This is a genomic window from Streptomyces beigongshangae (assembly GCF_019710745.1).
GTDB classification, from domain to species: Bacteria; Actinomycetota; Actinomycetes; order Streptomycetales; family Streptomycetaceae; genus Streptomyces; species Streptomyces beigongshangae.
The window spans coordinates 20,939-47,225 of the sequence record NZ_JAHKJW010000053.1 but is presented as its reverse complement, the minus strand read 5'-3'; the positions used below and the strand labels follow the sequence as shown (position 1 = coordinate 47,225).

Below are 26,287 nucleotides of genomic sequence, written 5' to 3'. Positions count from 1 at the left end.
GTGGTGTCGTCATGCATGGCCTCGGTCCTTCCCGTGCCGTGCGGTGCGCCGGGCGCGGGCCGCGCGCTGCCGCTGTGCTTGTTCCCTGGCGCGGTCCAGGCCGCCGGGGGCGGCCGCGTCGGGCCGTCGTGCCGCGGGGCCGGCGGCCCCTTCGTCCGTGGGTCCGCCCCGCTCCGGGGGTTCCCCGGCCGTCCCGGTCCCGGCGCCGGCGCGCGTCGCCAGGTGGCGGGCCAGGTCCCGTACGGTGGGGTGCGCGAACAGGTCGACGACCGAGAGGTCGGTGCCGAAGGCGCTGTTCACGGCGGTCTGGGCGGTGACCAGCAGCAGGGAGTTGCCGCCCAGGTCGAAGAAGTTCTCGTCCCGGCCCACCCGGTCGCGGGCCAGCACCCCGCACCACACCTCGGCGAGCCGGCTCTCCAGCCGCCGCAGGTCCTCCCCCGCGTCCGCCCGTTCCCGGTGCTCGGTGGTGCCCGCCGAACGCAGCGTCCAGGCCCCGTCGTCCAGGCCGGCCGCACGGGCGCCGTCGGCCGCCGCCCGGTACAGGGCGCCCAGGTCGGTGCCGTCCTCCAGGCCGACGCGCGCGGCCAGGCGGCGCACCTGGCGGACCGGGGCCGTCACGTGGCTGCGCACCCAGGGGGCGCTGCGGTCGGCGCCGATCAGCAGGTGCGGCTCGTCCAGGGCGCGGGCCAGGTCGTAGGAGCGCAGCGCGGCGGGGGCGTCGAGCAGCCGGTAGCCGCGGGCCTCGGTGAGGGCGGTGAGCCGGTAGCCGCGGCTCATGCCGTGCTCGCGCCACATGCTCCAGGCCAGGGACTGCGCGGGCAGTCCGAGGCCGCGGCGGTACTGGGCCAGGGCGTCCAGGTAGGCGTTGGCGGCGGCGTAGGCGGCGTTCATGGCGCCGCCGAAGTAGCCGTTCACCGAGGAGAAGGTGACGAAGGAGTGGACCGGGTGGTCCGCGGTGAGCCGGTGCAGCGTCCAGGCGCCGCGGGCCTTCGCCTCCAGTGCCCGGCGCCAGGTGGCGTGGTCCAGGTCGTCCGCGGGGCGTTCGACGAGGGTTCCGGCCAGGTGCAGTACCGACGTCAGCGGTACGCCCCACTCCTGTGCGGCCGCGTCCACGGCGTCCCGCACCCGGTGTTCGTCGGTGACGTCGGCGCAGGCGTAGCGGACCTCGCCCGACTCGCCCAGCCGCCGCAGGACCTGCGCGCGGTCCGGTTCGCCGCCGTGTGCGTCCTCGCCGCCGGACGCGCCGAGTTCGGCCCGCGGTGTGCGGCCGAGGATCAGCAGCCGGGTGCCGGGCGTGCGCAGCAGGTGGGCCGCCAGCTCGCTGCCGACGCCGCCCAGTCCTCCGGTGAGCAGCGTGAAGCCGTCGGACGCGGGCTGTCCGGTGCGCGGCGGTGTGCCGGGCAGGGGGGTGTCGGGCAGGGGTTCGAGGCGCCGTACGTGACGGTGTCCGTCGCGGTACGCCACCTCCGCGCCGTCCGCCGCGGCGCCCGACTCGGCCAGCAGGACGGGCAGCGGGTCCTCGCCGTCGTGCGGCGCGAGGTCCAGGTGCGCGCCGCGCAGCCAGCCGAACTCCTCGCCCAGCGACTTGAGCAGGGCGCCCGCCATGGCGTGCGCCGGGTGCGGGCGGTCCCCGGGGCGTACGCCCTGGGCGCCCGCGGTCACGTACAGCAGGTCGACGGGGCGCGGCCGGCCGGGCCGGGCGGCGAGGGCGCGGGCGAGCGCGAGCAGTCCTTCCGTGGCGCCCGTGTCGTACGGCGCCGTTCCCGGGCCGGCCGCGTCGTGCGGCGCGGGCTCCGCGCCGGGCCCGTCGGCCGGTGCCGTCCGGAGGGCCCCGGCGCCGCGCAGGCCGTCGAGGTGCAGGACCGCGTCGACCGGGCGCCGGTCGCGCTCCAGCTGCCGGAGCAGCTCGGTGAGGTCGGCCTCCTCGGCGGGCCGGACACGGTAGCGGGCGGCGTCGAGCCGGCCGTACGACGACCCCTCGGTCACCACGGTGCACAGGCCGCCGCCGGTGCGCAGGGCGTCGGCCAGCCGTCCGGCGAGCCGCTGGACCCGCGGGTCGCCGCCGGTGAGCACGACGGTGTGCCGGCCGGGGGCCGTCGCGCCGCGGGCGGGCGGTTCCGCGCGCTGCCACACCGGCCGCAGGAACCAGTCGGGGACGGTGGCGGAGCCGCCCAGCAGCAGCTGGGCCCCGCGGACCTGCTCGTCGAAGTCGCCGGCCTCGAAGCCCTTGCGCAGCTTGGTGCGCTGGATCTTGCCGATCTCGGTCTTGGGGATGTCGTCCGGTGCGACCGGGATCAGGAAGGCGGGGCTGACGCCGATCTCCCGGGTCACCTTGCCGGCGATCTCGCGCAGGGCGCCCGCGGTGTCCCGCGCGGCGGCCTCGGGGGCCAGGTGGAGGAAGAGGGCCAGTTCGTCGGTGGGCGACGAGGGGTCGGAGCGCACCGCGACCGCGGCGGTGAAACTGCGCACGACGTGCGGCAGTTCCTCGACGCATGCCTCGATCTCGTGGCTGTAGTGGTTGACGCCGTTGACGATGATGACGTCCTTGACGCGGCCGGTGATGTAGAGCTCGCCGTCGCGCAGGAACGCCAGGTCGCCGGTGTCGAACCAGCCGTCGTCGGTGAACGCCTCCGCGTTGGCGGCCGGGTTGTCGTGGTAGCCGCCGGTCACGGAGGTGCCGCGGACCTGGAGCCGCCCGGCGTCGCCCTCGGCGAGCACCGCGGCGCCGTCGTCGACGATCCGCATGGCGAAGCCCGGGTAGGGGCGTCCGCAGCTGACGAACGTGCCCTCGCCGTCCGCCGGTTCGCCGGGCAGGACGGCGTCGGTGACCACCGAGCAGGTCTCGGACATGCCCCAGCCGGGGTGCATCACGTCCTGCGGCAGGCCGAAGGGCTTCAGCGTGTGCAGGAACCGGCGGGCGGCCCGGGCGACGACGACCTCGCCGGCGTTCATCACCAGCCGCATCGGCGAGAGGTCCCAGGCGCGGTCCGTGAAGCGGTGGGACTCCTCGGCTAGCAGGCCGAAGGCGAAGTTGGGCGCCCAGGTGACGGTGACCCGGTGGCGGTCGGCGAGGTCCATCCAGCGCAGCGGGTCCTGGAGGATCCAGGAGGTGGGGGCGTGGATCTGGCGGCAGCCCAGGTACACGTCCCGCAGGTGGAACATCACCACGCCGGTGACGTGGTCGAGCGGGATCCAGTTGAGGGAGACGTCCGCCGGGCCCAGCCCGTTCAGCTGCTCGGTGGCGGCGGAGCGGGTCAGCACGTTGCGGTGGGTGAGCCGCACCGCCTTGGGCAGGCCCGTGCTGCCGGACGTCATCAGCATCAGGACGAGGTCGTCGGGCCGGGCGGCGTGCCAGTCGTGGTCCTCGGGGGCCTCGCGCAGGGCGTCGGCCGTGGTCAGCCGCAGTCCGGGCCAGTCCTGCCGGGCGGCGAGGCCGCGCAGCGGGGCCTCGCGGTCCGCGGAGCACACGATCCAGGGCCGGCCGAGCATCCGCCAGATGCCCTCCAGCTTGGTCAGCGCCGCCGAGGGCGTGTCGTAGGAGGGGGGAACGGTCAGGGGAACGGCGACGAAGCCGCCGAGGATGCAGCCCCACAGCACGGCGAGGAAGTCCTCCGTCGCGTCGCACTGGAGGATGACCTGGTCGCCGGGGCGCAGGCCCGCCCGGCGCAGGCCGGCCAGCACCCGGGACGCCTCCGGGATCAGGGAGGCGTAGCTGCGGCGGTGTTCGCTGCCGTCGGCGTGGACGTGGACGATGTCGCCCCGGTTCCGCTCCGCGGCGCGGCGCAGGGCGTCGGCCCAGCCGGACACGGACGGTTCGGCCAGCGCGGGGCCCTCGCTGAGCGCCGGGACGGCGGACGCCGCGGCGCCGGTACGGCCGGCGGGCGCGGGTGCGTCGGCGCGGCCGGGCAGGCCGGCGTGGCGGCGCCCGAGTTCCTCGGGGATGTTCTCCACCGACACCTCGGCGGCGGTGACGCCGGGGACGCGGGCCAGCCGTTCCCGCCAGGCCCCGGCGGCGGTGCGGTCGACGGCGGGCAGGGCGCGCAGGGCCCCGGTGTCGACGGTGCCGTCGGCGCCGAGGGGCAGCGCGTTGACCGCGGTGACCCGGACCGTGCCGTGGCCCGCCCGGTCCAGGGCGTCCTCGACGCGTTCCGCGGCGTCCGCCCGTCCGGGCACCACGTACAGGCGCGGCGGGCCGCCGTCGGCGCCGGGGAGGGCGCGGGCGTCCCGGATGCCGGGCACGGACCGTGCCGCGTCCTCCAGCGCGGCGGTGTCCGCCGGGGCCGGGGCGGGGGTGCGGGCGGGGACCGCCGGCAGTTCGCCGACGCGGATCCCGGGATCCGCGCACACGGCGCGCAGGACGTCGTGCAGGGCCCCGGCGAACGCCTCGGCCGTACCGGCGTCGTACAGGTCGGTGGCGTACTCGACGTGGAGCGTGAGGCCGTCGGGGGTGCCCTCGGGGGTGTGGCGCTCCAGGACGTCGACGAAGAGGTCGAACTTGGCGGTGCCGGTGGCGGTCGGCCGCAGCCGTGCCCGCGTCCCGTCGAGCCGCAGTACGGCGGGTTCGTTGTTCTGCAGGGCCAGCATGACCTGGAACAGGGGGTGCCGGCCGGGGGTGCGGGGCGGGTTGAGCTCCTCCACCAGCCGGTCGAAGGGCAGGTCCTGGTGGTCCAGGGCGGCCAGGTCGGCCGTGCGCAGCCGGGCGAGGAGGTCCCGGAAGGCGGGGTCGCCCGAGGTGTCGGCCCGCAGCACCACGGTGTTGGTGAGCAGGCCGATCAGGTGGTCGAGGGCGGGTTCGGTGCGGCCCGCGACCGGGGTGCCGAGGACGATGTCCTCGCCGGCGCCGCAGCGGGTGAGCAGGGCGCTGACGGCGGCGTGCAGCACCATGAACAGGCTGGCGTTCGCACGGTCGGCGAGGTTCAGCAGGTCGCGGTGCAGGGCCGCGTCGACGGTGGCCCCGACGTGCGCGCCGCCGCCGCGCGGCGTGGCGGGGCGGAGCCGGTCGCCGGGCAGGGTGCACTCCTCGGGCAGGGCGTCCAGCGCGCCGCGCCAGTGCGCGGTGAGCCGCTCCAGCCGGCCCGTGCCGTCCGGTCCGGGGGCCAGCAGGGCGCGCTGCCACAGCGCGTGGTCTGCGTACTGCACCGGCAGCGGGGCCCACTGCGGCGCCCGGCCCGCCCGGCGGGCCGCGTAGGCGGTGCTCAGGTCGTCGGCGAAGGGGCGCAGCGACCAGCCGTCGGCCGCGCTGTGGTGCAGGACGAACAGCAGGGTCCGGTCGGGCCCGGTGCCCAGCAGCCAGGCGGCGAGGGGGCTCTCCGCGGTCAGGTCGAAGCGGTGCCGCAGGGCGGCGGTGACGTGGGCGGCGGTCTCCGCGGCGGGGCAGTCCACGCGGTGCAGGGGCGGCCGCGGTCCGCCGGGGGGCAGGATCCGCTGGTACGGCGTCCCGTCGTGCTCGGCGAGGACCGTGCGCAGGCTCTCGTGGCGGTCGGCCAGGTCGCCGAGGGCCGCCTCCAGCGCGTCGGGGTCGAGGTCGGCGTCCGCCCGGACGACGAGCGGGATGTTGTAGGTGGCCGCCCCGTCGTCGAGGCGGTGGAGGAACCACATGCGTTCCTGGGCGAAGGACAGCGGCACCCGCTCCGGGCGTACGGCGTCACCGAGGGCGGGCCGCGGCAGGGCGGCGCCGGACCCTTCGGTGAGCCGCTCGGCCAGGGCGGCCGGGGTCGGTGTGTCGAAGAGGGCCGTGATGGGGATCTCGGCGCCGGTGCCGTGCCGCAGGCGGGCCAGCAGGCGGGTGGCGAGCAGGGAGTCGCCGCCGAGGTCGAAGAAGTTCGCGTCGGTGCCCACGGTGTCCCCGGGCAGCTTCAGCACCTCCTCGAACAGGCCGCACACCAGCGCCTGCTGCGGCGTGGCCGGGCGGGCGCCGGCCGCCCGGGCGGCGAAGTCCGGCGCGGGCAGGGCGCGTACGTCGAGCTTGCCGTTGGCGGTCAGCGGCAGCGTGTCCACGGGGACGCAGGCGGCCGGGACCATGTGTTCGGGCAGGCGGGCGGCGGCGTGGGCCCGCAGCTCCGCGGGGTCCGCCGGGGCGCCGTCCGCCGGGACCGTGTAGGCGACGAGCTGGCGGGAGCCGTTGTCGGCGCGGCGGACCACGACGGCGGCGCGGGCGACGCGCGGATGGGCGGCGAGGACGGCCTCGATCTCGCCGGGCTCGACGCGGAAGCCGCGGAGCTGGACCTGCGCGTCGGCCCTGCCCAGGTAGTCGAGCGTCCCGTCGGGGCGGCGCCGCGCCAGGTCGCCCGAGCGGTACATGCGGGTGCCGGGCGGGCCGAAGGGGTCGTCGAGGAAGCGCTCGGCCGTCAGGTCGGGCCGGCCGAGGTAGCCGGCGGCCACCCCGGCGCCGGAGACGTACATCTCGCCCACCGCGCCGGGGGGCACCGGGCGCCCGGCGGGGTCCAGCAGGTGGACGCGCAGATCGGCGAGCGGGGTGCCGATGACGCTGCCGCGGCGCGGGTCGTCCAGGTCGGCCCGGGTGACGCGGTGGTGGGTGACGTGCACGGTGGTCTCGGTGATGCCGTACATGTTCACCAGCGCCGGGCGGTCCAGGCCGTGCCGGTCCGCCCAGGGGCGCAGCCGTGCCGGGGTGAGGGCCTCGCCGCCCAGGACGACGTAGCGCAGGGCGCCGCTGTCCCCCGTCCCGTCCCCGGCCCGTTCCGCGTCGGCGTCGATCAGCTGCTCGAACGCGGACGGCGTCTGGTTCAGGACGGTGACGCCCTCCCGGTGCAGCAGCTCCAGGAAGTCCCGCGGGGAGCGGCTGACGGCGTACGGAACGACGACGACCCGGCCGCCGTGCAGCAGGGCTCCCCAGATCTCCCACACCGAGAAGTCGAAGGCGTAGGAGTGGAAGAGCGTCCACACGTCGTCCGCGCCGAAGTCGAAGTGCTCCGCCGCGGCGGCGAGCAGCCGTACGACGTTGGCGTGCGGGACGGGCACGCCCTTGGGGCGGCCGGTGGAGCCGGAGGTGTGGATGATGTACGCGGTGTCGGACGGACCCGTCGGCCCGTGCCGGTCGGTGTCGGCCAGGTCGGCGGCGGAGCGGCGGGCGAGGTCCGCCGTGACCCCGGGGTCGTCCAGCAGTACGGCGGGGACCGTGTCCCCGGCCAGGTGGGCGTGGGCGCGCTCGGTGACGAGGACGACGGGAGCCGCGTCCTCGGCCACCAGTCGCAGCCGCTCGGCCGGGTGACCGGGGTCCAGGGGGAGGTAGGCCGCGCCGGTCTTGAGGACGGCCAGCAGGGCGGGCAGCAGCCGTGCGCCGCGTTCCAGCGCCAGCGCCACCACGCGTCCCGGGCCCGCGCCGCGTTCGGTCAGCAGCCGGGCCAGGCGGTTGGCCGCGGCGTTGAGCTCGGCGTACGTGAGCTGTTCGGCCCCGCAGGTGACGGCGGTCCGGCCGGGCACGGACGCCGCCTGCTCCTCGAACAGTTCCGTGAGGGTCCGCCCGGCGGGACAGGTGCGTACGGGGGTGTCGCGGGGGTGCTCGCCCGGCAGCAGGAGGTCCAGTTCCGCCAGCGGTGCCGTCGGCGGGGCCTCGGCCAGTCCGCGCAGCACCTTGAGGAACCGGTCGCGGTGCAGGGCGAGTTCGTCCTCCTCGTACAGGGCGGGGTTGGCGTCGAAGGCCAGCCACAGTCCCCCGGCCCTGGCTCCGGGCCGCACCGAGATCTGCAGGTCGTCGACGGCCCCGCCGGACAGGTGGTGCCAGGTGGTGGGGTGGCCGCCGAAGACCGGGGACTCGTCGAAGGGGACGATGTTCAGGACCGGCCCGTACAGCCGGCGTCCGGTGCCCAGCAGGCCCAGGTCGCGGCGCAGGAACTCGCCGCGGTACCGCTGGTGCCGGCGCAGGGCCTTCAGTTCGTCCGCGACGGCCCGCACCAGTTCCCCGACGGGCGTGCCGGGGTCGGCGGCCACGCGCAGCGGGAGGACGTCGGAGGCGGTGCCGGGGGTGCGCAGGGCGGCGCTGCCGAGCCGGCTCATGGTGGCCATGCCGAGCACCAGGTCCCCTGCCCCGGTCATCCGGTGCAGGTGGACGGCGGTGGCGGCGGTCAGCAGGTCGGTGCGCGAGACGCCGAGCCGGTCGGCGGCCGCCGTGAGGGCACCTGCCTCGACGGGGTCGAGTTCGGCGGTGCGGCGCAGGAAGGGGGCGGTGGCGGCGGCCGACCGGGAGGTGAGCCGGGCGGGCTCCGGCAGGCCGGCCAGGCGCCCGGCCCAGTGGTCGCGGTCGCGGACGTACCGCTCGGAGGCCCGGTACGCCTCCTCCTCGGCCTGGAGCCGGCTCACCGGCGCGAAGCCGGAGGGCTCCGGCTCCCGGCCTTCGGCCAGCGCGTTGTACGTCTCGGCCAGGCGCCGCCCGAGGAGCTTGTAGCTGTAGCCGTCGAGCAGGAGGTGGTGGGCCCGCAGCAGCCAGATGTGGCGGTCGGGGGCCAGGGTCAGCAGGGAGTGCGCGAAGAGCGGGCCCTTGTCCAGGTCCACGGGGGTGGCGAGGTCGGCGCGGACGTACTCCCACGCGGCGGCCCCGGGGTCCTCGGCGCCGCCGACGTCGACCCGGTGCAGCGGCCAGTCGTCGGCGTCCGGGGCGGGGTGGCAGCGGGGGCCCTCGTCGGTGTCGGTGAAGCGCAGGGCGAAGGTGTCGGCCTCGCCGACGGTGCGCCGCAGCGCGGCCTCGAACAGGCCGGTGTCGAGGGGTCCGTGGATCTCCACCGCTTCCGCGGTGTTGTACGCGGCGCTGTCCGGTGCCAGCCGCCCGGCGTACCAGAGTCCCTCCTGGGCTCCGGACAGCTGGGCCCCGGACAGCGGTCGACGTTCGTCCTCCTGCAGTGACATAGCACAACCCTCACGTGACAAGCCGTAATGTCCCGGACGGCGAAGGCCCGGCCGGTCGGACGGGTGCGGCCACCGCTCCGTGCCGCCCTCACGTGTGTGTACGCGCCGGGCCGGCCCACGGGGCGGAAAAGGGGGTCGCACACCAGGGGCAGGGGATACGCACCGCCCGGCCCCGGTTTCACAGCACCCAACGGTGGAATGCCGGAACCCACCGGGTCAAGCCCGGACCGGCCTCACGGGCGGCCGTCCAGGTGTTTCCCTAAGGGCCGGGGGGCGAGGGAGTGCCCGAACGACCGAGGGGCAGAAGGGTGCCCGGTCCGGAACAACCTTTAGGGAAAACACGTGACTTCGCCGAGCGGCGCTTCCCGGATGGAATCGACAGCGCTTTCCGGTGCACTCTCGAAAGGACTTCCCGATCCTCCGCGGACAACGACGGCGGCAGGCCGTTCCCGGGCCATGGACATTCCCAGGCCGTGGGCATTCCCGGGCCGTGGACACATGAAATGGACAACGGAAAGAAGGCTGACGGCATGCACCGTGCGCTGTGTCCGGTCGAGTCGCTCTACGTGGGCCAGCGGAGCAGGGCCTTCCTGTCCTGCGCGCTGCGCGGACGCGTCGATGTCGAGGCGCTGTCGGCCGCGTTCGACGCCATGACGGAGGCGAACCCGACGCTGCGGTCGCGCATCGTGCCGGACGGCGCGGGCCACGCGCTGTCCCTCCTCGGCGAGGACGAACGGCCCCGGCTGGTCACCCGTACCGGCGACGAGGAGGAGGCGTACGCGGCCGAGCTGAACAACCCCCTGCCGGTCGGGGGCCCGCTGAGCCGGGCCGTCCTGGTCAGCGCGCCGGACGGCGAGCACCACCTGTTCCTGCTGGTGGTGGACCACACCGTCACGGACGGCCACAGCAGCATCGCGCTGCACAACGCGCTGTGGGACCACTACCGGACGCTGGTCGAGGGCGGGCGCGCCGACGGGACCCCCGTGTCCGGCATGCCCCGGTGGCCGGAGCCCGTCAGCCGGCTGCTGCCCGCGGCCGACGAGGCCGACACCGCCAGGTACCTCGACAGCCGTATCGAGGAGGCGGGGCTGCACCCGGTCACGCTGGTGCCCTACGACGTCCGGCGCCCGGAGGTCGACGGCGAAGGCGCCGACGCGGGGGCCGGCGGTGCGGGGGCCGCCGACGACGGGCACATCGAGGTCTGCCGGCTGCTCCTGGACACGGAGCTGACCACGGGTCTGCGCCGGACGGCACGGCGCTCCGGTGTCTCCGTGCACGCGCTCGTCGCCGCGACCCTCCTGACCACGGCCAGGCGGCGCCTGGACGGCGACGGCCCCCGCACCCTGGGCTGCCTCTCCCCCGTCGACCTGCGCTCCCGGCTGTCCCCGCCGCTGTCCGCGTCCGCCATGGTGCCCGCGGTCACCACCCACCTGCAGACCCTGGAGGTGCCCGGGAACCCGGACCCGCTGGAGACGGCGCGCACCGTGCACGCCCGCCTGAGCGACTACATCTCCCGCGGCGACCACTTCCACGAGGTGCGCATCACGCCGGAGATCCCCCGCAACCCCGCGCTGCAGCTGGCCACGGTGATCGCCACCAACATGGGTGTCGTCCCCGGCCCCCGGCTGCCCGGTGAACTGGAGGCGGTCGACGTCCGCCTGGTGCCGGCCCGCGAGCACTACTTCCCGCAGGCGGGACGCAGCCCCGTCATGGCGTGCGTGGTCTCCTTCGAGGGCCGGCTCGCCATCGAGTTCCCGTACTACACCGCCTGCTTCAGCCCGTCCTTCATGCGGGCGTTCCGTGACGACGTGCGCGAGGGGCTCCTCGCCTTCGCGACCGCGGCGGAGCCCGAGCCCGCACGGGCGGCCGCGGGCTGAGCGCGGCCCCTCCGTCCACGCACCCGCCGACCCGGCGTCGTAAGGAGCCTTTCCGACATGGCCGATGTCACCGAACTCCCCTCCCCCCTGACGCTGCTCCCCCGTGCCCAGTCGGGCGACGAAGCGGCCATGAACCAGCTGCTGACCTCCATCACGCCCTACGTCGCGCGCATCTGCCGTTCCGTCACCCACGACGACGGCGCCGACGCCACGCAGGAAGCGCTGCTCGCCATCTACCGCGGTCTGAAGACCCTGCGCGAACCGGCGGCGTTCCACGGCTGGGTGCGCTCGGTGACGATCCGCGAGGCGGTCCGGACCGCCAAGCGCTACGGCGAGGAACGGACCTGTTCCGAGATGGAGTCACGGCAGGAGGCCAACCCGCTGGACGCGGTGCACATCAGCGACGTCCTGGAACGGCTGTCCCAGGCCCACCGGCAGGTCCTCACCCTGCGCGCCTACGGGCTCAACGAGGAGGAGATGGCCGAGGTCCTCTCCCTGCCCGTGGGCACGGTCCGCTCCCGCCTGTTCCGCGCCCGCCGCCGGTTCCAGGAGGCGTGGCAGCCCACGGCGGCATAGGGGCGGGCGCGGCGCCCGTACGACGGCGGCCGTGGCGGTGGGCACCGCCACGGCCGCCGGACCGGCGGGACGCGGCCCCGCGGGTCGGGCGCTACTTCACGCGCTCCGGAAGGACATGCGGCGGCCACTGCCCGGGAGCGAACATCCCGAGCGCGTGCGCACGCGCGACCAGGGCGGGACGGTTGGGCGCGTCGAACCTCCGCAGCATCTGTCCGACGCGGTACTCGATCCCCTGACGGCTCAGATAGAGACGGGAGGCCAGCTGCATCGTGGACTCACCGCCCGCCACGCCTTCCAGGACCTGGGCGTCCAGGGCGTCGAGCACGGGTCCGGTGCCGGCCGGCACCGGCTCCCCGCCCTTTCCGGTCGCCTTTTCCGCCTCCTCACCCTTTCCCGGCTCCCTTCCAGCCTCCTTTCCCTTCACCGGATCCTTGCTCTTCACCGTTTGCCGTGCGTCTCCTGTGCGGCGCAGGAGAACGAGAATTCCGGACACCTCTCCCGAGGGTCTCCTGACGGCTGTTCCGGTCAACTCCGCGGAAAAGGCCAGACCGGTTCCGTCCCGGCCCGTGACCCTTTCCGTGAAACGCCGCAGCCGGCCCGAGGAAAGCGCGGCGAACTGCTGCCGCAGTCGTGCGGGAACGGGAGAGCGGAGGAGATCGACGAGTCTCGATCCGCGTATCCCGTCGGCGCTCAGGCCGAATTGGCGGGCGAATTCGGCGTCCGCGGCCCTGACGACCAGGTCCTGCGGAGACACATGGGCGGTGCAGACATCCTGTGGAGCGGCGCTGCGCGGGGCGCCACTCCTGGCGATGTCGCGGCGGGGGCGGGGAGCCGGGTGTGCGGCTCGGTTCTTCCTGCGGGGCGAAGCGTCGGGGAAACTCGTGGTCGCCACGGACGTACCGTCCTTCTTCCTGCGCGTGGGGGCTGGGAAGGGTTGCGGACGCGGAGCGGAACCCGGACGCCGGTGCCCGGGTGCGGGCAGGTGTCCGGTGAGTGCGCGGGCCACCTCGTCGGTGGCCGCGGGCCAAGTGCTCCGCGTCGTTCCGGGAGTTCCGGCGCCGGGTGCCGGAACTCCCGGATCCGATCAGGAGCAGAGGCACCGGCGTCAGGCCGGCCGACACCTGGATAACGTTGTCAGGGCCATTCGATCTCACCGTCCCGCCCGGAGGGGGGCCCGCCGGGCAGCGGGGGTGCGGCCAAGGCCGGGGCACCAGTACCGGCACCGGCACCGGCACCGCAGAATGCGAACGCCTGGTGCGCCGCGGGGCCCACCGCCGTCCTCATGACGGCCGCGGGACCGATGGTCCCGGACAGCCGGACGGTCGGCATCTCCCACGAGCGCGGTCGGGGGTGACGCAGCACGCATACCTCCACGGAACGAACAGGGGAACCGCATCAGGACGGCGCCTTCGAGATTAAGGTGCGGCAACCACCCTGACAAGAGTTTGCCAAGCGACCCGGGCAACTTGTCAACTCCCCTGTGCGGGACGGGTTCCCGGCGTGCACGGCCACCGGTCCGCGCCCGTGCGCAAGGGCAACGCGACCTCTGGGGAAGGTGGTTGACCTGCACATCACGAGTTGCCGCCGTTCCGGGCGGTTCGTAAAATGTTGACAACTCCACGCGCCCGCCGGGGGAACGGAAAACGCAGGTCCTGCGGACCGCACCGTCGCGGGAGGGGCGCACGGGAGGAGAAGGAGGGGGGAGATGGAGGGGGGACATGCTGGAACAGCCCCATTTCGGCCGTCGGCTGAAGAGGCTTCGGCTGGAACGAGGGATGAGCCAGGCCGGCCTCGTCGGTGAGGGCCTGTCGACGGGATACCTGTCACGCCTGGAGTCGGGCGAACGGCGCCCCACCGAACGCGCCGTGACCTACCTCGCCCAGCGCCTCGGTGTCGACGCGTCCATGCTGACCGGCCCCTCGGACGGCAGGTCCCTGACCGGGGTGCTGGCCGCCGTGGCGTCGGCGCCGCCCGGCACGGACGAGACGGCGGCCCTCAGCCGCGCCGTCGAGGAGGACGCGGGCGACGATCCCGCCGCCCGCTGGCAGGCCCTGTGGCTGCTGAGCCGCGCCGCGGGCCGCGACGGCGACTACGAGCGCGAGCGCGAGCGGCTGCTGGAGATCATCGAGCTGAGCGATCTGCTGGAGGCGGCGGAGCTCCGGGTGCGGTCGCACGTCCAGTACGCCCGCTGCACGCGCGCGCTGGGAGACATGCGGACGGCGGAACCGGCGGCCGTGGAGGCCCTGTCCATCGCCCGCGCCGAGAGGCTGCCGGTGCCCGACACCATGGCCGCCCTGATGGTGGTCATCAGCATCGAGACGGAACTCGGCAGGCTGGAGGCGGCCGGGCGGCACGTCGACGAGCTGGAGCGGGAACTGCTGCCCGAGGCCTCGCCGTCCCAGGCGGCCGAGGCCCTGTGGACGGCCGCCATGGTCAGCAACCGGCAGGGCGACCACGCGGCCGCCCAGACCAGGCTGGAGACGGCCCTCGGGCTTCCCCGGAGCGGTGACGACCTGCTCCTGTGGTCCCGGCTGCGGGCCGCCGCCACCGCCGCCGCGCTGCAGATGTCACCGCCGCGGGTCGCCGCCGCCGAGCGCTGGCTGGGCGAGGCCGCGTCCGTCCTGGCCCTGATCGGTACTCCTCTGCAGGTGCAGGAGGTGCGGGCGCTCCAGGCCCACCTCGCCTTCCACCAGGGCCGGCTGGACGACGCCCGCGCGCTCAGCCGTGCGCTGCTGTGCGGGGAGGAGCTGCGCCTGTCCTACCGGGACCGGGTACGGCTGTCGGTCCTCGACGGCCGGCTGATGATCCTGGCGGGCCGCGTCGACGAGGGCATCGCGGCCCTCCAGGAGCTCGGCCGGCAGGCGGCGGAGTCGCGGAACCTCGACCTGGCGACGCACGTCTGGCAGACCCTGGCCACCACGCTGGCGGAGGTACGCCCGCCGCAGACACCGACGCCCTCCCCGACGGGGCCACCGGAGCAGACGCACTCCCGCACGGCACTTCACCGAAGCCGACCGGCACGCGCGTGAGGAAGCGGCGCCGGTGCCTGCGCCGGCGCCGGTCGTGCGGGAAGCCGGCGCGCGGGCGGCGGCGACAGGGTTGCGGCGCGCCGGTGGGCCGCACGGGCAGCGGGCGGGTGGGCTGCGGGCGGCGGAGTCCGTCGTGCGGCCGTGCCGTCGGCTGTTCCGTCGGCTGTTCCGCATCGGCGGAACCCGGCCATCGGAGTGTCCGCACCGGGGCGGCTGCACAGCGGTGCGTGGCGTCATGACAGGATTCCCCCATGTCTACCAACGTCTTCTTCGACATCACCATTGACGGCGACGCCGCGGGCCGGATCGTCTTCAAGCTGTACGACGACGTCGTTCCCAAAACGGCGCAGAACTTCCGTGAGCTGGCCACCGGCCAGCACGGCTTCGGGTACGAGGGCTCGGGCTTCCACCGTGTCATCCCGGACTTCATGCTTCAGGGCGGCGACTTCACCCGCGGTGACGGCACCGGCGGCAAGAGCATCTACGGCGCGAAGTTCGACGACGAGAACTTCAAGCTCAAGCACGACAAGCCGTTCCTGCTGTCCATGGCCAACGCCGGCCCGAACAGCAACGGTTCGCAGTTCTTCATCACCACGGTGCTCACGTCCTGGCTGGACGGCAAGCACGTCGTCTTCGGCGAGGTCGTCGAGGGCCAGGACCTGGTGAAGAAGATCGAGTCCCTGGGCTCGCACTCCGGTGCCACCCGCGCGAAGATCGTGATCGCCTCCTCGGGCGTCCTGGAGAAGTAACACCTCCGCCCCGGGCGCACGACCGGCTCGACGCAGGCCGCTCCGGCCGTGCGTCCGGCCCGTCGGGCCCGGGGCGGACGTTCGCGGCCCGGCAGGCCCTTCCCCGTGTGGCCTCCGGCCGCACGAGCGCTGTTCAGCGAGAACCCTCGGATGAAGACCGACGAGGGGTGCGGGCGTCGTTCTGGTCGAACACCAACCGGTACGGCACTTTCCAGCTCGGCATGGACAAGTGGCCGGCCGGTTCGCCGCGGCCCTCAGCGCCTCCCACCGGACGTTGCCGCAGGTGGAGGGCCCGGTTGTGCCCGGCGCGGGCCCCATGGGTGTTCTTCAGGCGGGGGTCTCAGCGGTGGCGGTCAGGACCGCGCGGCCGAGGATGTGGCCGGCCATGGTGAAGCCGAGGGCGGCCGGGGTGGCGTCGGCGGGGACGCCGATGGTGTCGACGTCGAGGGCATGCACCACGGTGAAGTAGCGGTGCGGGCCGTGCCCTGCCGGCGGGGCGGCGCCGATGAAGCGGGCCGCGCGGGCGTCGTTGGGCAGCTGGAACGCGCCCCCGGGCAGGCCCGAGCCGGTGTCGTCGCCCGCTCCTTCGGGCAGCTCGGTGACGGTGGCGGGGATGTCGGCGACCGCCCAGTGCCAGAACCCGGACCCGGTGGGGGCGTCGGGGTCGTAGACCGTGACGGCGTAGCTCTTGGTGCCTTCCGGGGCGCCGCTCCAGGAGAGCTGTGGGGAGACGTCCTTCCCGCCGGGGACGCCGGAGAGGCCGGAGTACTGCTCGATCGGCCATGCGTCGCCGTCGGTGACGGTGGTGCTGACAACGGTGAAGGCGGCCGCCTCGGGGAGACGGGCAAAGGGGTCGTTGGAGCTCATCGTGTCGTGCCTCTCAGGTGTGCTGTGGGGTGGTGCTGATGCGGTCGGCGCAGGTCCCGCCGTGATGGCGCCAGGAGGCGGCGCGGTCATGCTTCCGCTCACCAGCGAGATCGACCATAACATCGATAATCGATTATTGATCCGATCGTCTATCGTGTGGGCATGACCCAGACGACTCACACCCCACCCCCGGCGGGGAAGCAGATCCTCTCCGAGCAGGTCTACACACACCTGCGGGACGCGATCATGCGCGGGGACCACGCCCCCGGTGATGCCCTCAAACCCCAGGACCTCGCGAAAGAGCAGGGCGTGAGCCTGGCCGTCGTGCGTGAGGCGCTCGTGCGGGTGGTCGGCGACGGCCTCGCCGACCGGCTGCCCAACCGCGGCTTCGCCGTCCCGGCCTACTCCGACCGCCGCTGGCAGGAGATCGCGGAGGCCCGCCGGACGATCGAACCGGTCATGCTGCGCATGGCCGTCGAACGCGGCGACGTGGACTGGGAAGCCCGCGTACGCGCCTCCCACCACCGTCTGTCCCGCACCCCGGCGTACGTACCGGAGGAGGGCGAGCACTACAGCAGCACATGGGCCGAAGCCCACCGCCTCTTCCACCGCACCCTGCTGGAGGGGTGCGGCAACCTCGTCCTGCTGGAGACCTTCGACCGGCTGTGGACCGCGAGCGAACTGGCCCGCCGCTGGTCGGCGCACCGCAACCCCGACCGGGACGGCGCCGCCGAGCACCGCCGGCTGGAGGAGGCGGCCCTCGCCCGCGACGCCGACACCGCAGCCGAGGTCCTGACCCGGCACCTCACCCAGACCGCGACCGGACTGACCGACCGCCCGCACCGCGAACCCACGAACGAAGCCTGATGCGCCCTGCCCGCCCGGCCGCGCGACCGCGCCTGATCACCAGAACCGGAGCCACAGCATGACCACCTTCGAGGCGAGTACGGGCCGCCACTGCCACCACGCCGTCAGCCCTCTGCACGCATCCGTGTACTTCGCGCCGGAACCGCAGGAGGAACTCGCGGCACTCGGGCTGGAGCGCGGCGCCATGGCCTACCTCGCGAGCCGCGCGGCACCGCTCGGGGCCGTCGACGCGGGCACCGTCACAGCGACGTTCTACAACTTCGACCACGAGCACGTGCGGCGGTACATCCCCGCCGCATGGACCGTCACCACACCGGACGCGGTGCTCACGGCACGGCTGCGCGGCGCGGACCGGACGCTGCAGCGGCTGCTCGGAAAGGAGGCCCTCGCGTCCGCGGAAATGACCGAGGCGGCCGAACTGGCGCTGCGCGCCACCGAGGCATGCCGCCGGGAGGCACGGCCGCTGTACGCCGCCAACGCCGGCCTCCCCGTACCCGAGGAACCGCACCTGGCCCTGTGGCACGCCGCGACACTGCTGCGCGAACACCGAGGCGATGGTCACCTCGCCGCCCTGGCGGTCGCCGGCCTGTCCGGCGTCGAGGCGCTGGTCCTGCACAACGCCACCGGCACGGCACCGACATCGGCGGTGTTCATGCGGACCCGCGGATGGTCGGCGCAGCAGTGGGACACCGCCCGGGACCAGTTGCGCGAGCGCGGCCTGCTGGACGGGGCGGGCGACCTCACACAGGCGGGCACGGCCCTGCGCGGCGAGACCGAGGTGCTCACCGACCGCCTCGACGCCGCCCCGTACGACCACCTCGGCCCGGCCGCCACCGCACGTCTCACCGAACTGGCCGGCGGCTTCTCCGGAACCCTCAGGGCAGCGGGTGCCTTCCCTGCGGTGCACTTCGGCAAGGGCTGAGGGCCGGGGCCCGGCTCCCTCGCAGTAACTACGGCCGGGTGGCGTGCAGCACCACGTGACGTTCGGCTCTCCGATTGCCGCGACGACCGGCGACGGTGCCGGAAGGGCGGGTCGGCGTGGCGATCGAACCGGTCGCCCGGCACGTCGCGCCAGGAGCACCCGACTGCCGCGCGCCGCCGCATCGCGGTATTGCCGCATTCACTCGACCATCGCCTTTTCGTTCCAGAACTGCGCACATATGCCAGCCGCACCAGGCGTGCCCGGAGAACCGAAACGGGTAAATACCGAGAAATGCGCCCGGCAGGCACGGCGAGGATGATAAATCCTTATGTACTCACGGGAAAGCGGACGCGCAACGTCCTGCACGTTCCGGACGCAATGACCTGCCTTTCGCTCAAAAGCCGTCCGAAGAAGTACGGCCTTGTCCATCGGGGGACGACATGGTCTCAACCGTCGCGCTGCCTGCCATCGCCTGTCTTGCGGTGAGCTGGATCGGCCTGGTGCTGCGCTTCCATGCGCGCGGCCGGCTCGCCGGCACGCGCCGTTCCAGGACCCTGTTCGCCACCGTGCTCCTGACGACGACGGTGATCGCCGTGGTGACCTGCGTGTACGTCCTGCCCCACCTGTCGTCCCTGCCTCCCGTCGCCGTCGGGGTGGCGACCGGGGCGGCCGTCGTACCGCGCGAGAAGGCCCCGAACTCGGGGCGGCCCGTCACCGCTCTGCTGACCTTCGGCATCTCATGGCTGCTCGGCGCGCTGTCACGCGCACTGACCAGCGACCGCGCCGACTGGTGCGAGGACATGGTCCTCGGCCTGACCGACGGCTACGCGCTCGCCCGGTTCGCCGCGAACGTCCGGACCCATCTCCTGTCGCGGCTGGAGGAACCGGGATTCGGCCTGAGCGCGCGCGCCCTCGACAAGCGCCGCACCGAGATCGAGCAGCGGACCAAAGAGGCGAGGAAGGCCGCCGAGCGCTCCATCAAGACGGAGAACGACGTGGAGAAGGCCCATCTCGACAGCGGCCGGCGGATCTCGCCGGAGGACAGGACGAAAGCGCTGTGCCACTTCGGAGAGGCGGCGCACGCATGCCAGCTGCTGCTCCACCTCGCCCACGACCACGGTCATCGCACCGGCGACGCCGCGCTGCGCAAGCTCCGTGACGAGGCGGCCTTCCATGCCTCCGCGCCCGTCTGGCGTGAGGTACCGCCGCCCCGTTCAGGACAGTGGGCACCCCGTCGTCCTTAGCGGACCGTCGGCGCGTAGGGGGAGCTCGGCCGGTCGGTCGGGCTGTCCTGCGCGGCCTCACGCCTCGGCGGGGCGAGACGAAACGTGATCTCGACACTGGACTGCAGGGCCTGGGCGACGGTGGCCAGGGACTTCAGTGTGAGGTTCTCGTCGCCGGACAGGATCTGGCTGACACGCCCGGGCGAGATACCCATCGCACGGGCCAGGTCTGTACGAGTCATCGTTCTCGCCGCCAGCAGACCGGCGAGAGCCGTCGCCGCCTGGCGGGCGAGTTCGTCGCCCAAGGGTGCGTCCTGTGTGCGCCTGTTCGACCACACCGTCGATGCCTCCTGTCGCTGTCGACTGCGTTTCTCGACACCGACAGGATGCCACCGTTAGGTTCGCCTAAAGCGCACTTCCATTATTTTTGCAGATTTTTCCTCTCCCTGACGGCGGGGGAAACACAGCGGTCTCATATTTGTGCAACCGCACCAAGGGGCGCCAAACTCGAAGACAAAAAGATCCCATCAGTGCGATTATCGATCGGTATTTTTCGGTGCGGCTCTCCGTGCATTCCCCGCCGCCGTCGCCGTGCGCGCCCGGTCAGGACAGGAGGTCGACGTACCCGTCGGTCCCGTGCACCCGGATCCGCTGCCCGTCCCGGATCAGCCGGGTGGCCCGCTCCACACCCACGACGGCGGGCAGACCGTACTCCCGGGCGATCACCGCGCCGTGGGTCATCAGGCCGCCCACCTCCGTCACCAGGCCCGCGATCCCGACGAACAGGGGCGACCAGCTGGGGTCCGTGTACGCCGTGACCAGGATGTCGCCCGCCTGCAGCTCGGCCTCCGCCATGTCGAGGACGACGCGGGCCCTCCCCTCGACGGTCCCGGCGGAGACCGGCAGTCCGACCAGGGCGCCGGCCGGCACGTCGTCGCGCCGGTACGCCCCGTCGACGGCCTCGCCGTCCGAGGTGAGCACCCGCGGCGGGGTGAGCGCGTGGTACGACCGGAACGCGTCCTCGCGCCGCCGGAGGAGCCGTTCGTCCACCCGCCGCGAGCGCACGACGTCGTGGAGTTCCTGGAACGTGAGGTGGAAGATGTCCTCCTCGCGCGTCAGCACACCGGCCCCGACCAGGCGTCCGGCCTCCCTCAGCAATGCCTGCTTGTAGACGGAGTAGCGGCTGACGATGCCGTACTTCGGGTACTCCCGGTACCCGATGAAGGTGCGGACCCGGTCGATCATCCGCTTGGTCTCGTCGGCCCTGCGGTCCCCGTCCGGCAGCGCCCGCAGGCGCGCCAGCACGTCCTGTTCCTTCTCCCGCGCCTTCCGCCGTCCTTGTTCGAACTGCCGTGCGGCGGCGCCCGGCTCGAAGTTCCTGATGTTGTCCAGGATCACGGGCACGAGGGTGGCGGGGCGCTCGCGCCAGCGCGGCCTCGTGATGTCGATCTCGCCGACGCAGCGCATGCCGTACCGGTCGAGGTACGCCTCGATCGCGTCACGGGCCTCGCGCCCGCCCGGGAGTCCCGCCAGCTCGTCCAGAAAGCCTCCGCCCCGGACGTCATCGTCAGGGGTGCCTTCGCCATGAGCCCGCCCGCGCCGGGCGTTCCCGCGCTGGGTGTTCCCGTGCTGGAAGCGCCGCAGGAACGCCACCACCTCCGCGTGCGGGCGCATCACGTCCGCGACGTCGAGCAGCGCCAGGCCCATCTCCGACGTGATGTTGCCGGGGGCGGACAGGGTGAGCCCGTCGGCCGCGTTCTTCTCGCCCAGCCACTCCTGGAGCCTGTCGTTGAGCCACCACGTGGCCTCCATCCCCGCCATGATCACCTGCATGCTCAGCGGATCACCGAGGATCCGCCGGTGCTCCTCGAAGTCCTCCAGCAGGAAGTCGAACAGCGCCGGTCCGCCCTTCGTCCGGACGGCGCGTTCCAGGGCGGCGACGGACGCGCGGTTGCGTTCGATCAGTTCGGTGACGACGGCGGGATCGGTCTCGATCGGTACGGGCGCTCCGCCGGACGGCGGTCCGCCGGGCTCCGGGTCCGGGTCCGGGAGGGACGGGACGAAATCGCCGCGGGCCAGGACGGTCTCCAGGGCGTCCCTGGTCAGCGGGTCGGACCTTCCCACGGCGTCCAGCAGCGCGGCGCGGCTCGCGGGCGCCGCCAGGCGCCGGGTGACGTCGACGAACAGCCTCCCGCCCGCCTCGTGCATCGGCACCATCGCCGTCAGCTGCCACATGGAGCTCCCCAGAGACTTCATGGGGTCGGTCATCATCTGCTGATGGCCGACGGACACGTAGACGTGGTTCTCCTGGTCGTCGGTCCCGGGGAGGGGGAACAACGTCGTGATCGGCCGGCTCTGGACGAACCGGAAGCCGTCGTCGGCCAGGCACCACTCGATGTCCTGCGGGCTGCCGAAGTGCGCCTCGATCCGCCGCCCGAGCCGGACGAGCCGCAGGACCTGCGCACCCGTCAGCGCAGGCTGCGTCTGCCGCCCGGGCTCGACCGGCACCTCCCGCGTGCCTCCGGCCGGCAGGGCGTGGACGGCACGCTGCTTGGCGGCGATCGTCTCGGCGACGATCTCGCCGTCCCGTACCTTGTGGACGTCAGGGTTCACCCGGCCGGAGACCAGTGCCTCGCCGAGGCCGAAGCCGGCGTCCACGGTGGCGACCTTGCGGTTGCCCGTGACGGGGTCGGCCGTGAACAGGACGCCTGCCGCGTCCGGGAGGACCATCTGCTGCACCACCACCGCCATGTGGACCGTGCGGTCGTCGACGCCGTTGCGCCGGCGGTAGGCCACGGCCCGTTCGGTGAACAGCGAGGCCCAGCACCGGCTGATGTGCCGGAGGACCGATGCCGGCCCGACGACGTTCAGGTAGGTGTCCTGCTGACCGGCGAAGGAGGCGGTCGGCAGGTCCTCCGCCGTCGCGCTGGAGCGGACGGCGCAGGCGACCGGTCCGCCGAGCCGGCCGAGCGCGCCTTCGACCTCGGCCGCGAGATCGTCCGGGACGGGAATCCCTTCGATCGTCCGGCGGATCTCCGCGCTGAGCGTGCGGATCGCCTCCCGGTCGTCCGGGTCCAGGCGCGACAGCGTGTCGAGCAGGCCGCCGAGCTCCGGTGCGCCCGCCGTGACGCGCCGGAAGGCGTCCGTCGTCACGCAGAAACCGGCCGGTACGCGGATGCCCTCGATGCGCGACAGCGCACCCAGGTGCGCGCCCTTGCCGCCGACGACCGCGGCCTGTGTCTCGTCGACCGCCCGGAGATCCACCACATACCGCCCGGTCCGCCCGGTCCGTTCAGTCGGTTCAGTCCGCCCGGTCATCGCGGCACCTCCGAAGTCGCTGCCCTCCGCCGCACGGCACAGACCGGCCGGGGCGGTCCCGCCACCGGTCCGGCGCCGTCGCACCCTTCGCACACCGACAGCAACACCCGCACGTGATACCCCGTTTCCGCTGGTCGTGGCCTCGGCCGCCGATTCTGCGCCACGACCCAGGGCTTGCCGCAAGCCCCCCGGTGCGCTATACCTTGAGAGCGGCAAGGAGAGGTCTCCTTGCCTTTTTGTTTGCCCGGCCACCTGTCCGAGCCCGCCGGCGCCACCGCTCCGCCGACGCCGGGTGCGCGACAGTCACGGCAGTCGCGGCGGTCACGGCTGGAGTTGTCACACCGTCACGCCGGGCGTTCACGCGCGGATGCGGTTCCCGTCGGCCCCCGGCCACCGCCGGGACGGCCACAGGGCACCGCGCGCGGACGATGGTCCCGGCAGGGTTAGGGTCAGGTGCCGGACGCGGGCCTGGTCCGTCGGTCCGAAGGGTGGGGTACTCCGGTTCCTCGTGGGTACCCGGGCCCGCGGTGGTCGACCACGACTCACCAGAGGGACCAGTCCCTAGATGCGGTGGGAGAGGTAATGAGGCTTCGTGAGTCGGCCAGAGCCATGGCCGGCCGGTCTTCCGCAGAGATACTGAGCGGCCGGTACCGGCTGGACGGCCTGCTCGGTTCGGGCGGCGCCGCGGAGGTCCACCGAGGTTTCGACCTCAAGTTGCGACGCCCCGTGGCGGTCAAGGTCTTCCGGCCCGACACCGGCTTCGGGGCCGGGGAGGACCTGCACGGCGAAGCGGTGATCCTGGCCCGGCTGCACCATCCCGGGCTCGTCACCGCCTACGACGCCGGACAGCACGACGGCCGTGCCTTCCTGGTCATGCAGCTGGTCGAAGGCAGCACGCTGAAGAACCTCATCGCCGCCGGGCCGCTGTCCCCCGGAGCGACGGCCGCGCTCGGCGCCGACCTCGCCCGGGCGCTGGCCCACGCGCACGACGCGGGCATCGTCCACCGGGACGTCAAACCGTCCAACATCCTCCTGGACGCCGCCCTCCGCCCCTACCTGACCGACTTCGGCATCTCCCGGCTGCTCGACGCCACCACCCGCACCGCCACCGGCACACTCGTCGGTACCGCCGCCTACCTCTCCCCCGAGCAGGTCCTGGGTCAGCCCGTCGGCCGGCCCGCCGACGTCTACGCCCTCGGCCTGGTGCTCCTGGAATGCCTCACGGGCAGGCTGGAGTACGACGGCGGTCCCCTCGAAGCCGCGATCGCGCGGCTGCACCGGCAGCCCGTCCTGCCCTCCTCCCTGCCGGAACAACTGGCGGACCTGCTGCGGGACATGACGGCGCTGGACGAGCAGACCCGGCCGACGGCCCACGACTGCGCCCGTCTGCTGGCGGCGTCGGCCGGCACGGTCCGCCCGGCGGCCGTCCCGCCGGAGCTCGCCACGAGCCTCGTCGCCCACCACGAGGCGCTGGAGACCGTCGACCGCACCCATATGAAGCCGCTGCCCCCCGTCCGCCTGCGTGAGGAGACCTCCGGTGCCGCGCCGGGCCGGGGCCGTGTCCTCGCCGTCGGCGCGACCGCCGCGCTCGCCGCCGTCGTGGTCACCGCCTTCGGCGTCAGCGACGGCTCCCGGCCGCAGGACGACGGGCCGAGCGCGACCCGGGCCTCCACGGCCCCGGCCCCGGAGGCGGACCCCTCCGACGGCGCGGCGCGACAGGAGGAGGGCTCCGCCTCCGGGGCCGTGCCGTCCCCGGACCGCAGCAGTGCCTCTCCCGGTACGTCCTCCGGTGCCGCATCCGCGTACAGCGTCCGCCCCTCCGCCGCCGCCCCGGACCGCCGGTCCGCCGTCGACACGGCCCCGGAGGCACCCGTCACGCCGGACGGCACGGCCGCGCCCGCCGCGGTGGCGCAGGAGGGCACGACGACCAAGACGCCGCGTCAGCCGCCCGGCCTGGCGAAGAAGGCCGAGAAGGTGAAGAACAAGGACAGCGACAAGGACAAGGGCCAGAACGGGAACAGCGGGAGCAACGGGAGCAACGGAAACAACGGGGAGAACGGCAGGACGGCCGCGGAACGCTGACCGGTCCGGCGGCGTCGTCAGCGACCACCGCCACCGCCACCGCCACCGCCCGTGGCCGCCACCGCACCGGCCGACCGGCCGGGCGTCCGCGGCGGCGGTCCGGCAGGACGGTGGGTGCCGGGGGCAACCCCTGCCGACCCCTACCGATATGACCCGCTTGCTCTCGATCCTCCATGGGTTCCACAGGAAGGACCGCCAGGCATTGACACCGATGTCGCCGCCTCTCCATCCTGAAGTCCGGCCCGGTGATCACCGGCACGAGCACACCTGTGCGCCCCGCCGTACGCGCGGGTCCGGCCGCGACGGAAGCCGCGACGGAAGGAGCCTTGCGTGGTGCCTGGAACGCAGCCCGGTCCGCCCGTCGGGCTGGAGCAGCCGAAGGCGGCCCCCTCTCCGCCGGGTGCGCATCCGTCGTTGTACGCCGGACGGCCCTGGACGGCCGGGCGGTGCACCGGTTTCGGTACGGCGCCGGAGTCCAACGCCCGCTACCGGCGGCTGTTCGACGGCGGCGCGACAACGCTGTCGGTCACCTTCGACCCGCCCGCCCGGACCGGGCACGACTCCGACGCGCCGGTCGCCCCGGACGAGACCGGCGGGGCAGGGGTGACCGTCGACTCCCTGGACGACATGCGGGTGCTGTTCGCCGGTATCCCGCTGGACCGGGTGTCGACGTCGATGACGGCCCACGCGTCGGCCGCGCCGCTCCTGCTGCTGTACCAGCTGGCGGGCGAGGAACAGGGCGTGCCCGCCCGGCGGCTGGCCGGGACGATCCGCAGGGACGTGTGCGAGGAGTACCTCGCCCAAGGCACCTGCACCTTCCCGCCGAGGTCCTCCCTGCGGCTGGTCACGGACATCCTCGAGTACTGCCGGGCCGAGATGCCCGGGTGGAGCGCCCTCTCCCTCTCGGGCCACCGCATGGCCGAGGCGGGCGCTTCGGCCGCGCAGGAGGCCGCCTTCATGCTGGCCGACGGCATCGAGTACGTGCGTGCCGCGGTGTCGGCCGGGTGGGACGTGGACGACGTCGCGCCGCGGCTGTCGTTCCTCTTCGCAGCGCGCGCCTCCTCCGCGGGGGAGAGCGCCGCGTTCCGGGCGGCACAGCGGATCTGGGCGCGGGTGATGCGCGAGGAGTTCGGGGCGCGGGGCCCCGCGTCGCTGGTGCTGCGCCACCCGCGGGCGGCCGCCGGAGGGCCGCCCGCCCCGCGGCGTCGGCCGGCGCGGGAGGCGACCGGTGATGTCGGGGCGGCGATCGGGGAGCTGCTGGCCAGGGTCGAGGAGCTGGGCGGGGCGGCCGGCGCCGTCGAAGCCGGCTTCCAGCGGGGTGAGATGGAGCGCTCGGCCCACCGGACCACCCGGCAGGCCGGTGCCGGCGGACGTGCCGGGGCGGGTGCCGATCGCGCGCCCCTCGGTGGAGAGGGACACGGCGGAGAGGGACACGGCGGAGAACCTCATGTGTTCCTGTGCACGGATCCGGACGCCGGGACCCGCCGGGCCGAGCGGACCGCGAAATTACGGGCCTGGCGCTGCCACGAGCGGGTGGGTGCGGCCCTCACCGGAATGCAGAAGGCCGCCGCGGGCACCGGCAACGTGCTGTACCCGATGAAGGACGCCCTCGCGGCCGGCGCCACGGTGGGCGAGGTCCGCGACGCCCTGCACGGGGTGTGGGGCACCCGTGTGCCACGCGACGGGACCTGACCGCCGCGGCCGTTCCGGTTGTCGGCGGGCCCGGTCTTTCGGCATGTGCCCGCACGCGGCGGCCGCCGGACTTCCATTGTGCTGCCCGCATGTAAGGACTACGTGAACGATTGACGTCGTTCGGCAGTGGCCGTGCGATGCAGACGAAGGAAATTCGCCAATCCTCGAAGCGGGCCGGAGGGCCCGCGGTGACGGTGCGGTGCGCGCCCCCGTGCCCGGCGGA

At 73.9% G+C, this 26,287-nt stretch carries 14 protein-coding genes and 1 pseudogene; 9 read left to right on the top strand and 6 right to left on the bottom strand.

Annotated elements, in window-relative coordinates; genetic code table 11:
- Positions 1-9: 9 nt before the first annotated feature.
- Entirely contained in the window at positions 10-8,862 is an 8,853-nt protein-coding gene (locus KM933_RS30795; RefSeq protein ID WP_221358273.1) for a non-ribosomal peptide synthetase, read from the bottom strand.
- 530 nt (positions 8,863-9,392) lie between these two features.
- Between KM933_RS30795 and KM933_RS30790 the strand changes: the two genes are divergently transcribed.
- On the top strand, positions 9,393-10,739 hold the full coding sequence (locus KM933_RS30790) for a phthiocerol/phthiodiolone dimycocerosyl transferase family protein (RefSeq protein ID WP_221358270.1): 1,347 nt from the start codon (positions 9,393-9,395) through the stop codon (positions 10,737-10,739).
- A gap of 57 nt (positions 10,740-10,796) precedes the next feature.
- On the top strand, positions 10,797-11,315 hold the full coding sequence (locus tag KM933_RS30785) for an RNA polymerase sigma factor (RefSeq protein ID WP_221358268.1): 519 nt from the start codon (positions 10,797-10,799) through the stop codon (positions 11,313-11,315).
- A 91-nt stretch (positions 11,316-11,406) separates the two neighbouring features.
- Here the strand turns inward: KM933_RS30785 and KM933_RS40390 are convergent, their stop codons facing one another.
- Positions 11,407-11,661, bottom strand: a complete 255-nt coding sequence (locus KM933_RS40390) for a LuxR C-terminal-related transcriptional regulator (protein ID WP_308013598.1) — start codon at positions 11,659-11,661, stop codon at positions 11,407-11,409.
- Positions 11,662-11,775: 114 nt separating this feature from the next.
- A pseudogene (locus tag KM933_RS40385) lies at positions 11,776-12,069 on the bottom strand (PAS domain-containing protein); the annotation flags it as partial.
- 964 nt (positions 12,070-13,033) lie between these two features.
- On the opposite strand from KM933_RS40385, the gene KM933_RS30775 reads away from it, so the two are divergent.
- Positions 13,034-14,344 carry a helix-turn-helix domain-containing protein gene (locus tag KM933_RS30775; protein ID WP_221358255.1) on the top strand — a complete coding sequence of 437 codons (1,311 nt, stop codon included), beginning with the start codon at positions 13,034-13,036 and terminating at the stop codon, positions 14,342-14,344.
- A gap of 251 nt (positions 14,345-14,595) precedes the next feature.
- Positions 14,596-15,093 (top strand): peptidylprolyl isomerase, encoded by a 498-nt coding sequence (locus KM933_RS30770; RefSeq protein WP_221358254.1) that lies wholly within the window; start codon positions 14,596-14,598, stop codon positions 15,091-15,093.
- Between the two features lie 327 nt (positions 15,094-15,420).
- Here KM933_RS30770 and KM933_RS30765 read toward each other — a convergent pair whose 3' ends face one another.
- The gene (locus KM933_RS30765) at positions 15,421-15,960 is read right to left on the bottom strand and encodes a YbhB/YbcL family Raf kinase inhibitor-like protein (protein WP_221358253.1); all 540 of its coding nucleotides are present in this window, start codon (positions 15,958-15,960) and stop codon (positions 15,421-15,423) included.
- A 162-nt stretch (positions 15,961-16,122) separates the two neighbouring features.
- Here KM933_RS30765 and KM933_RS30760 point away from each other — a divergent pair, with 162 nt between their 5' ends.
- From KM933_RS30760 to KM933_RS30750, 3 genes are all read left to right on the top strand, one after another.
- Entirely contained in the window at positions 16,123-16,827 is a 705-nt protein-coding gene (locus KM933_RS30760) for a GntR family transcriptional regulator (RefSeq protein WP_221358252.1), read from the top strand.
- Positions 16,828-16,885: 58 nt separating this feature from the next.
- Positions 16,886-17,749, top strand: a complete 864-nt coding sequence (locus tag KM933_RS30755; protein ID WP_221358251.1) for an SCO6745 family protein — start codon at positions 16,886-16,888, stop codon at positions 17,747-17,749.
- 440 nt (positions 17,750-18,189) lie between these two features.
- Positions 18,190-18,993 (top strand): hypothetical protein, encoded by an 804-nt coding sequence (locus tag KM933_RS30750; protein ID WP_221358250.1) that lies wholly within the window; start codon positions 18,190-18,192, stop codon positions 18,991-18,993.
- On the opposite strand, the gene KM933_RS30745 is transcribed toward KM933_RS30750, so the two are convergent.
- Both KM933_RS30745 and rph read right to left on the bottom strand, forming a co-directional pair.
- Positions 18,990-19,277: a helix-turn-helix domain-containing protein gene (locus KM933_RS30745; RefSeq protein ID WP_260334406.1), complete on the bottom strand. Its 288-nt coding sequence runs from the start codon at positions 19,275-19,277 to the stop codon at positions 18,990-18,992. The genes KM933_RS30750 and KM933_RS30745 overlap by 4 nt on opposite strands.
- Before the next feature lie 298 nt (positions 19,278-19,575).
- Complete coding sequence (rph, locus tag KM933_RS30740) at positions 19,576-22,290, bottom strand: rifamycin-inactivating phosphotransferase (RefSeq protein WP_221358249.1); 2,715 nt, start codon at positions 22,288-22,290, stop codon at positions 19,576-19,578.
- Positions 22,291-22,872: 582 nt separating this feature from the next.
- Here rph and KM933_RS30735 point away from each other — a divergent pair.
- Positions 22,873-24,372, top strand: coding sequence for a serine/threonine-protein kinase (locus tag KM933_RS30735; RefSeq protein WP_260334405.1), 1,500 nt, complete (start codon positions 22,873-22,875; stop codon positions 24,370-24,372).
- 330 nt (positions 24,373-24,702) lie between these two features.
- Positions 24,703-26,064 carry a methylmalonyl-CoA mutase family protein gene (locus KM933_RS30730; RefSeq protein ID WP_221358248.1) on the top strand — a complete coding sequence of 454 codons (1,362 nt, stop codon included), beginning with the start codon at positions 24,703-24,705 and terminating at the stop codon, positions 26,062-26,064.
- Positions 26,065-26,287: the final 223 nt, after the last annotated feature.

Coding starts and splice junctions, on each gene's coding strand:
- KM933_RS30795 (WP_221358273.1), bottom strand. CDS start 8,862: ATGTCACTGCAGGAGGACGAACGTCGACCGCTGTCCGGGGCCCAGCTG.
- KM933_RS30790 (WP_221358270.1), top strand. CDS start 9,393: ATGCACCGTGCGCTGTGTCCGGTCGAGTCGCTCTACGTGGGCCAGCGG.
- KM933_RS30785 (WP_221358268.1), top strand. CDS start 10,797: ATGGCCGATGTCACCGAACTCCCCTCCCCCCTGACGCTGCTCCCCCGT.
- KM933_RS30775 (WP_221358255.1), top strand. CDS start 13,034: ATGCTGGAACAGCCCCATTTCGGCCGTCGGCTGAAGAGGCTTCGGCTG.
- KM933_RS30770 (WP_221358254.1), top strand. CDS start 14,596: ATGTCTACCAACGTCTTCTTCGACATCACCATTGACGGCGACGCCGCG.
- KM933_RS30765 (WP_221358253.1), bottom strand. CDS start 15,960: ATGAGCTCCAACGACCCCTTTGCCCGTCTCCCCGAGGCGGCCGCCTTC.
- KM933_RS30760 (WP_221358252.1), top strand. CDS start 16,123: ATGACCCAGACGACTCACACCCCACCCCCGGCGGGGAAGCAGATCCTC.
- KM933_RS30755 (WP_221358251.1), top strand. CDS start 16,886: ATGACCACCTTCGAGGCGAGTACGGGCCGCCACTGCCACCACGCCGTC.
- KM933_RS30750 (WP_221358250.1), top strand. CDS start 18,190: ATGGTCTCAACCGTCGCGCTGCCTGCCATCGCCTGTCTTGCGGTGAGC.
- rph (WP_221358249.1), bottom strand. CDS start 22,290: ATGACCGGGCGGACTGAACCGACTGAACGGACCGGGCGGACCGGGCGG.
- KM933_RS30735 (WP_260334405.1), top strand. CDS start 22,873: ATGAGGCTTCGTGAGTCGGCCAGAGCCATGGCCGGCCGGTCTTCCGCA.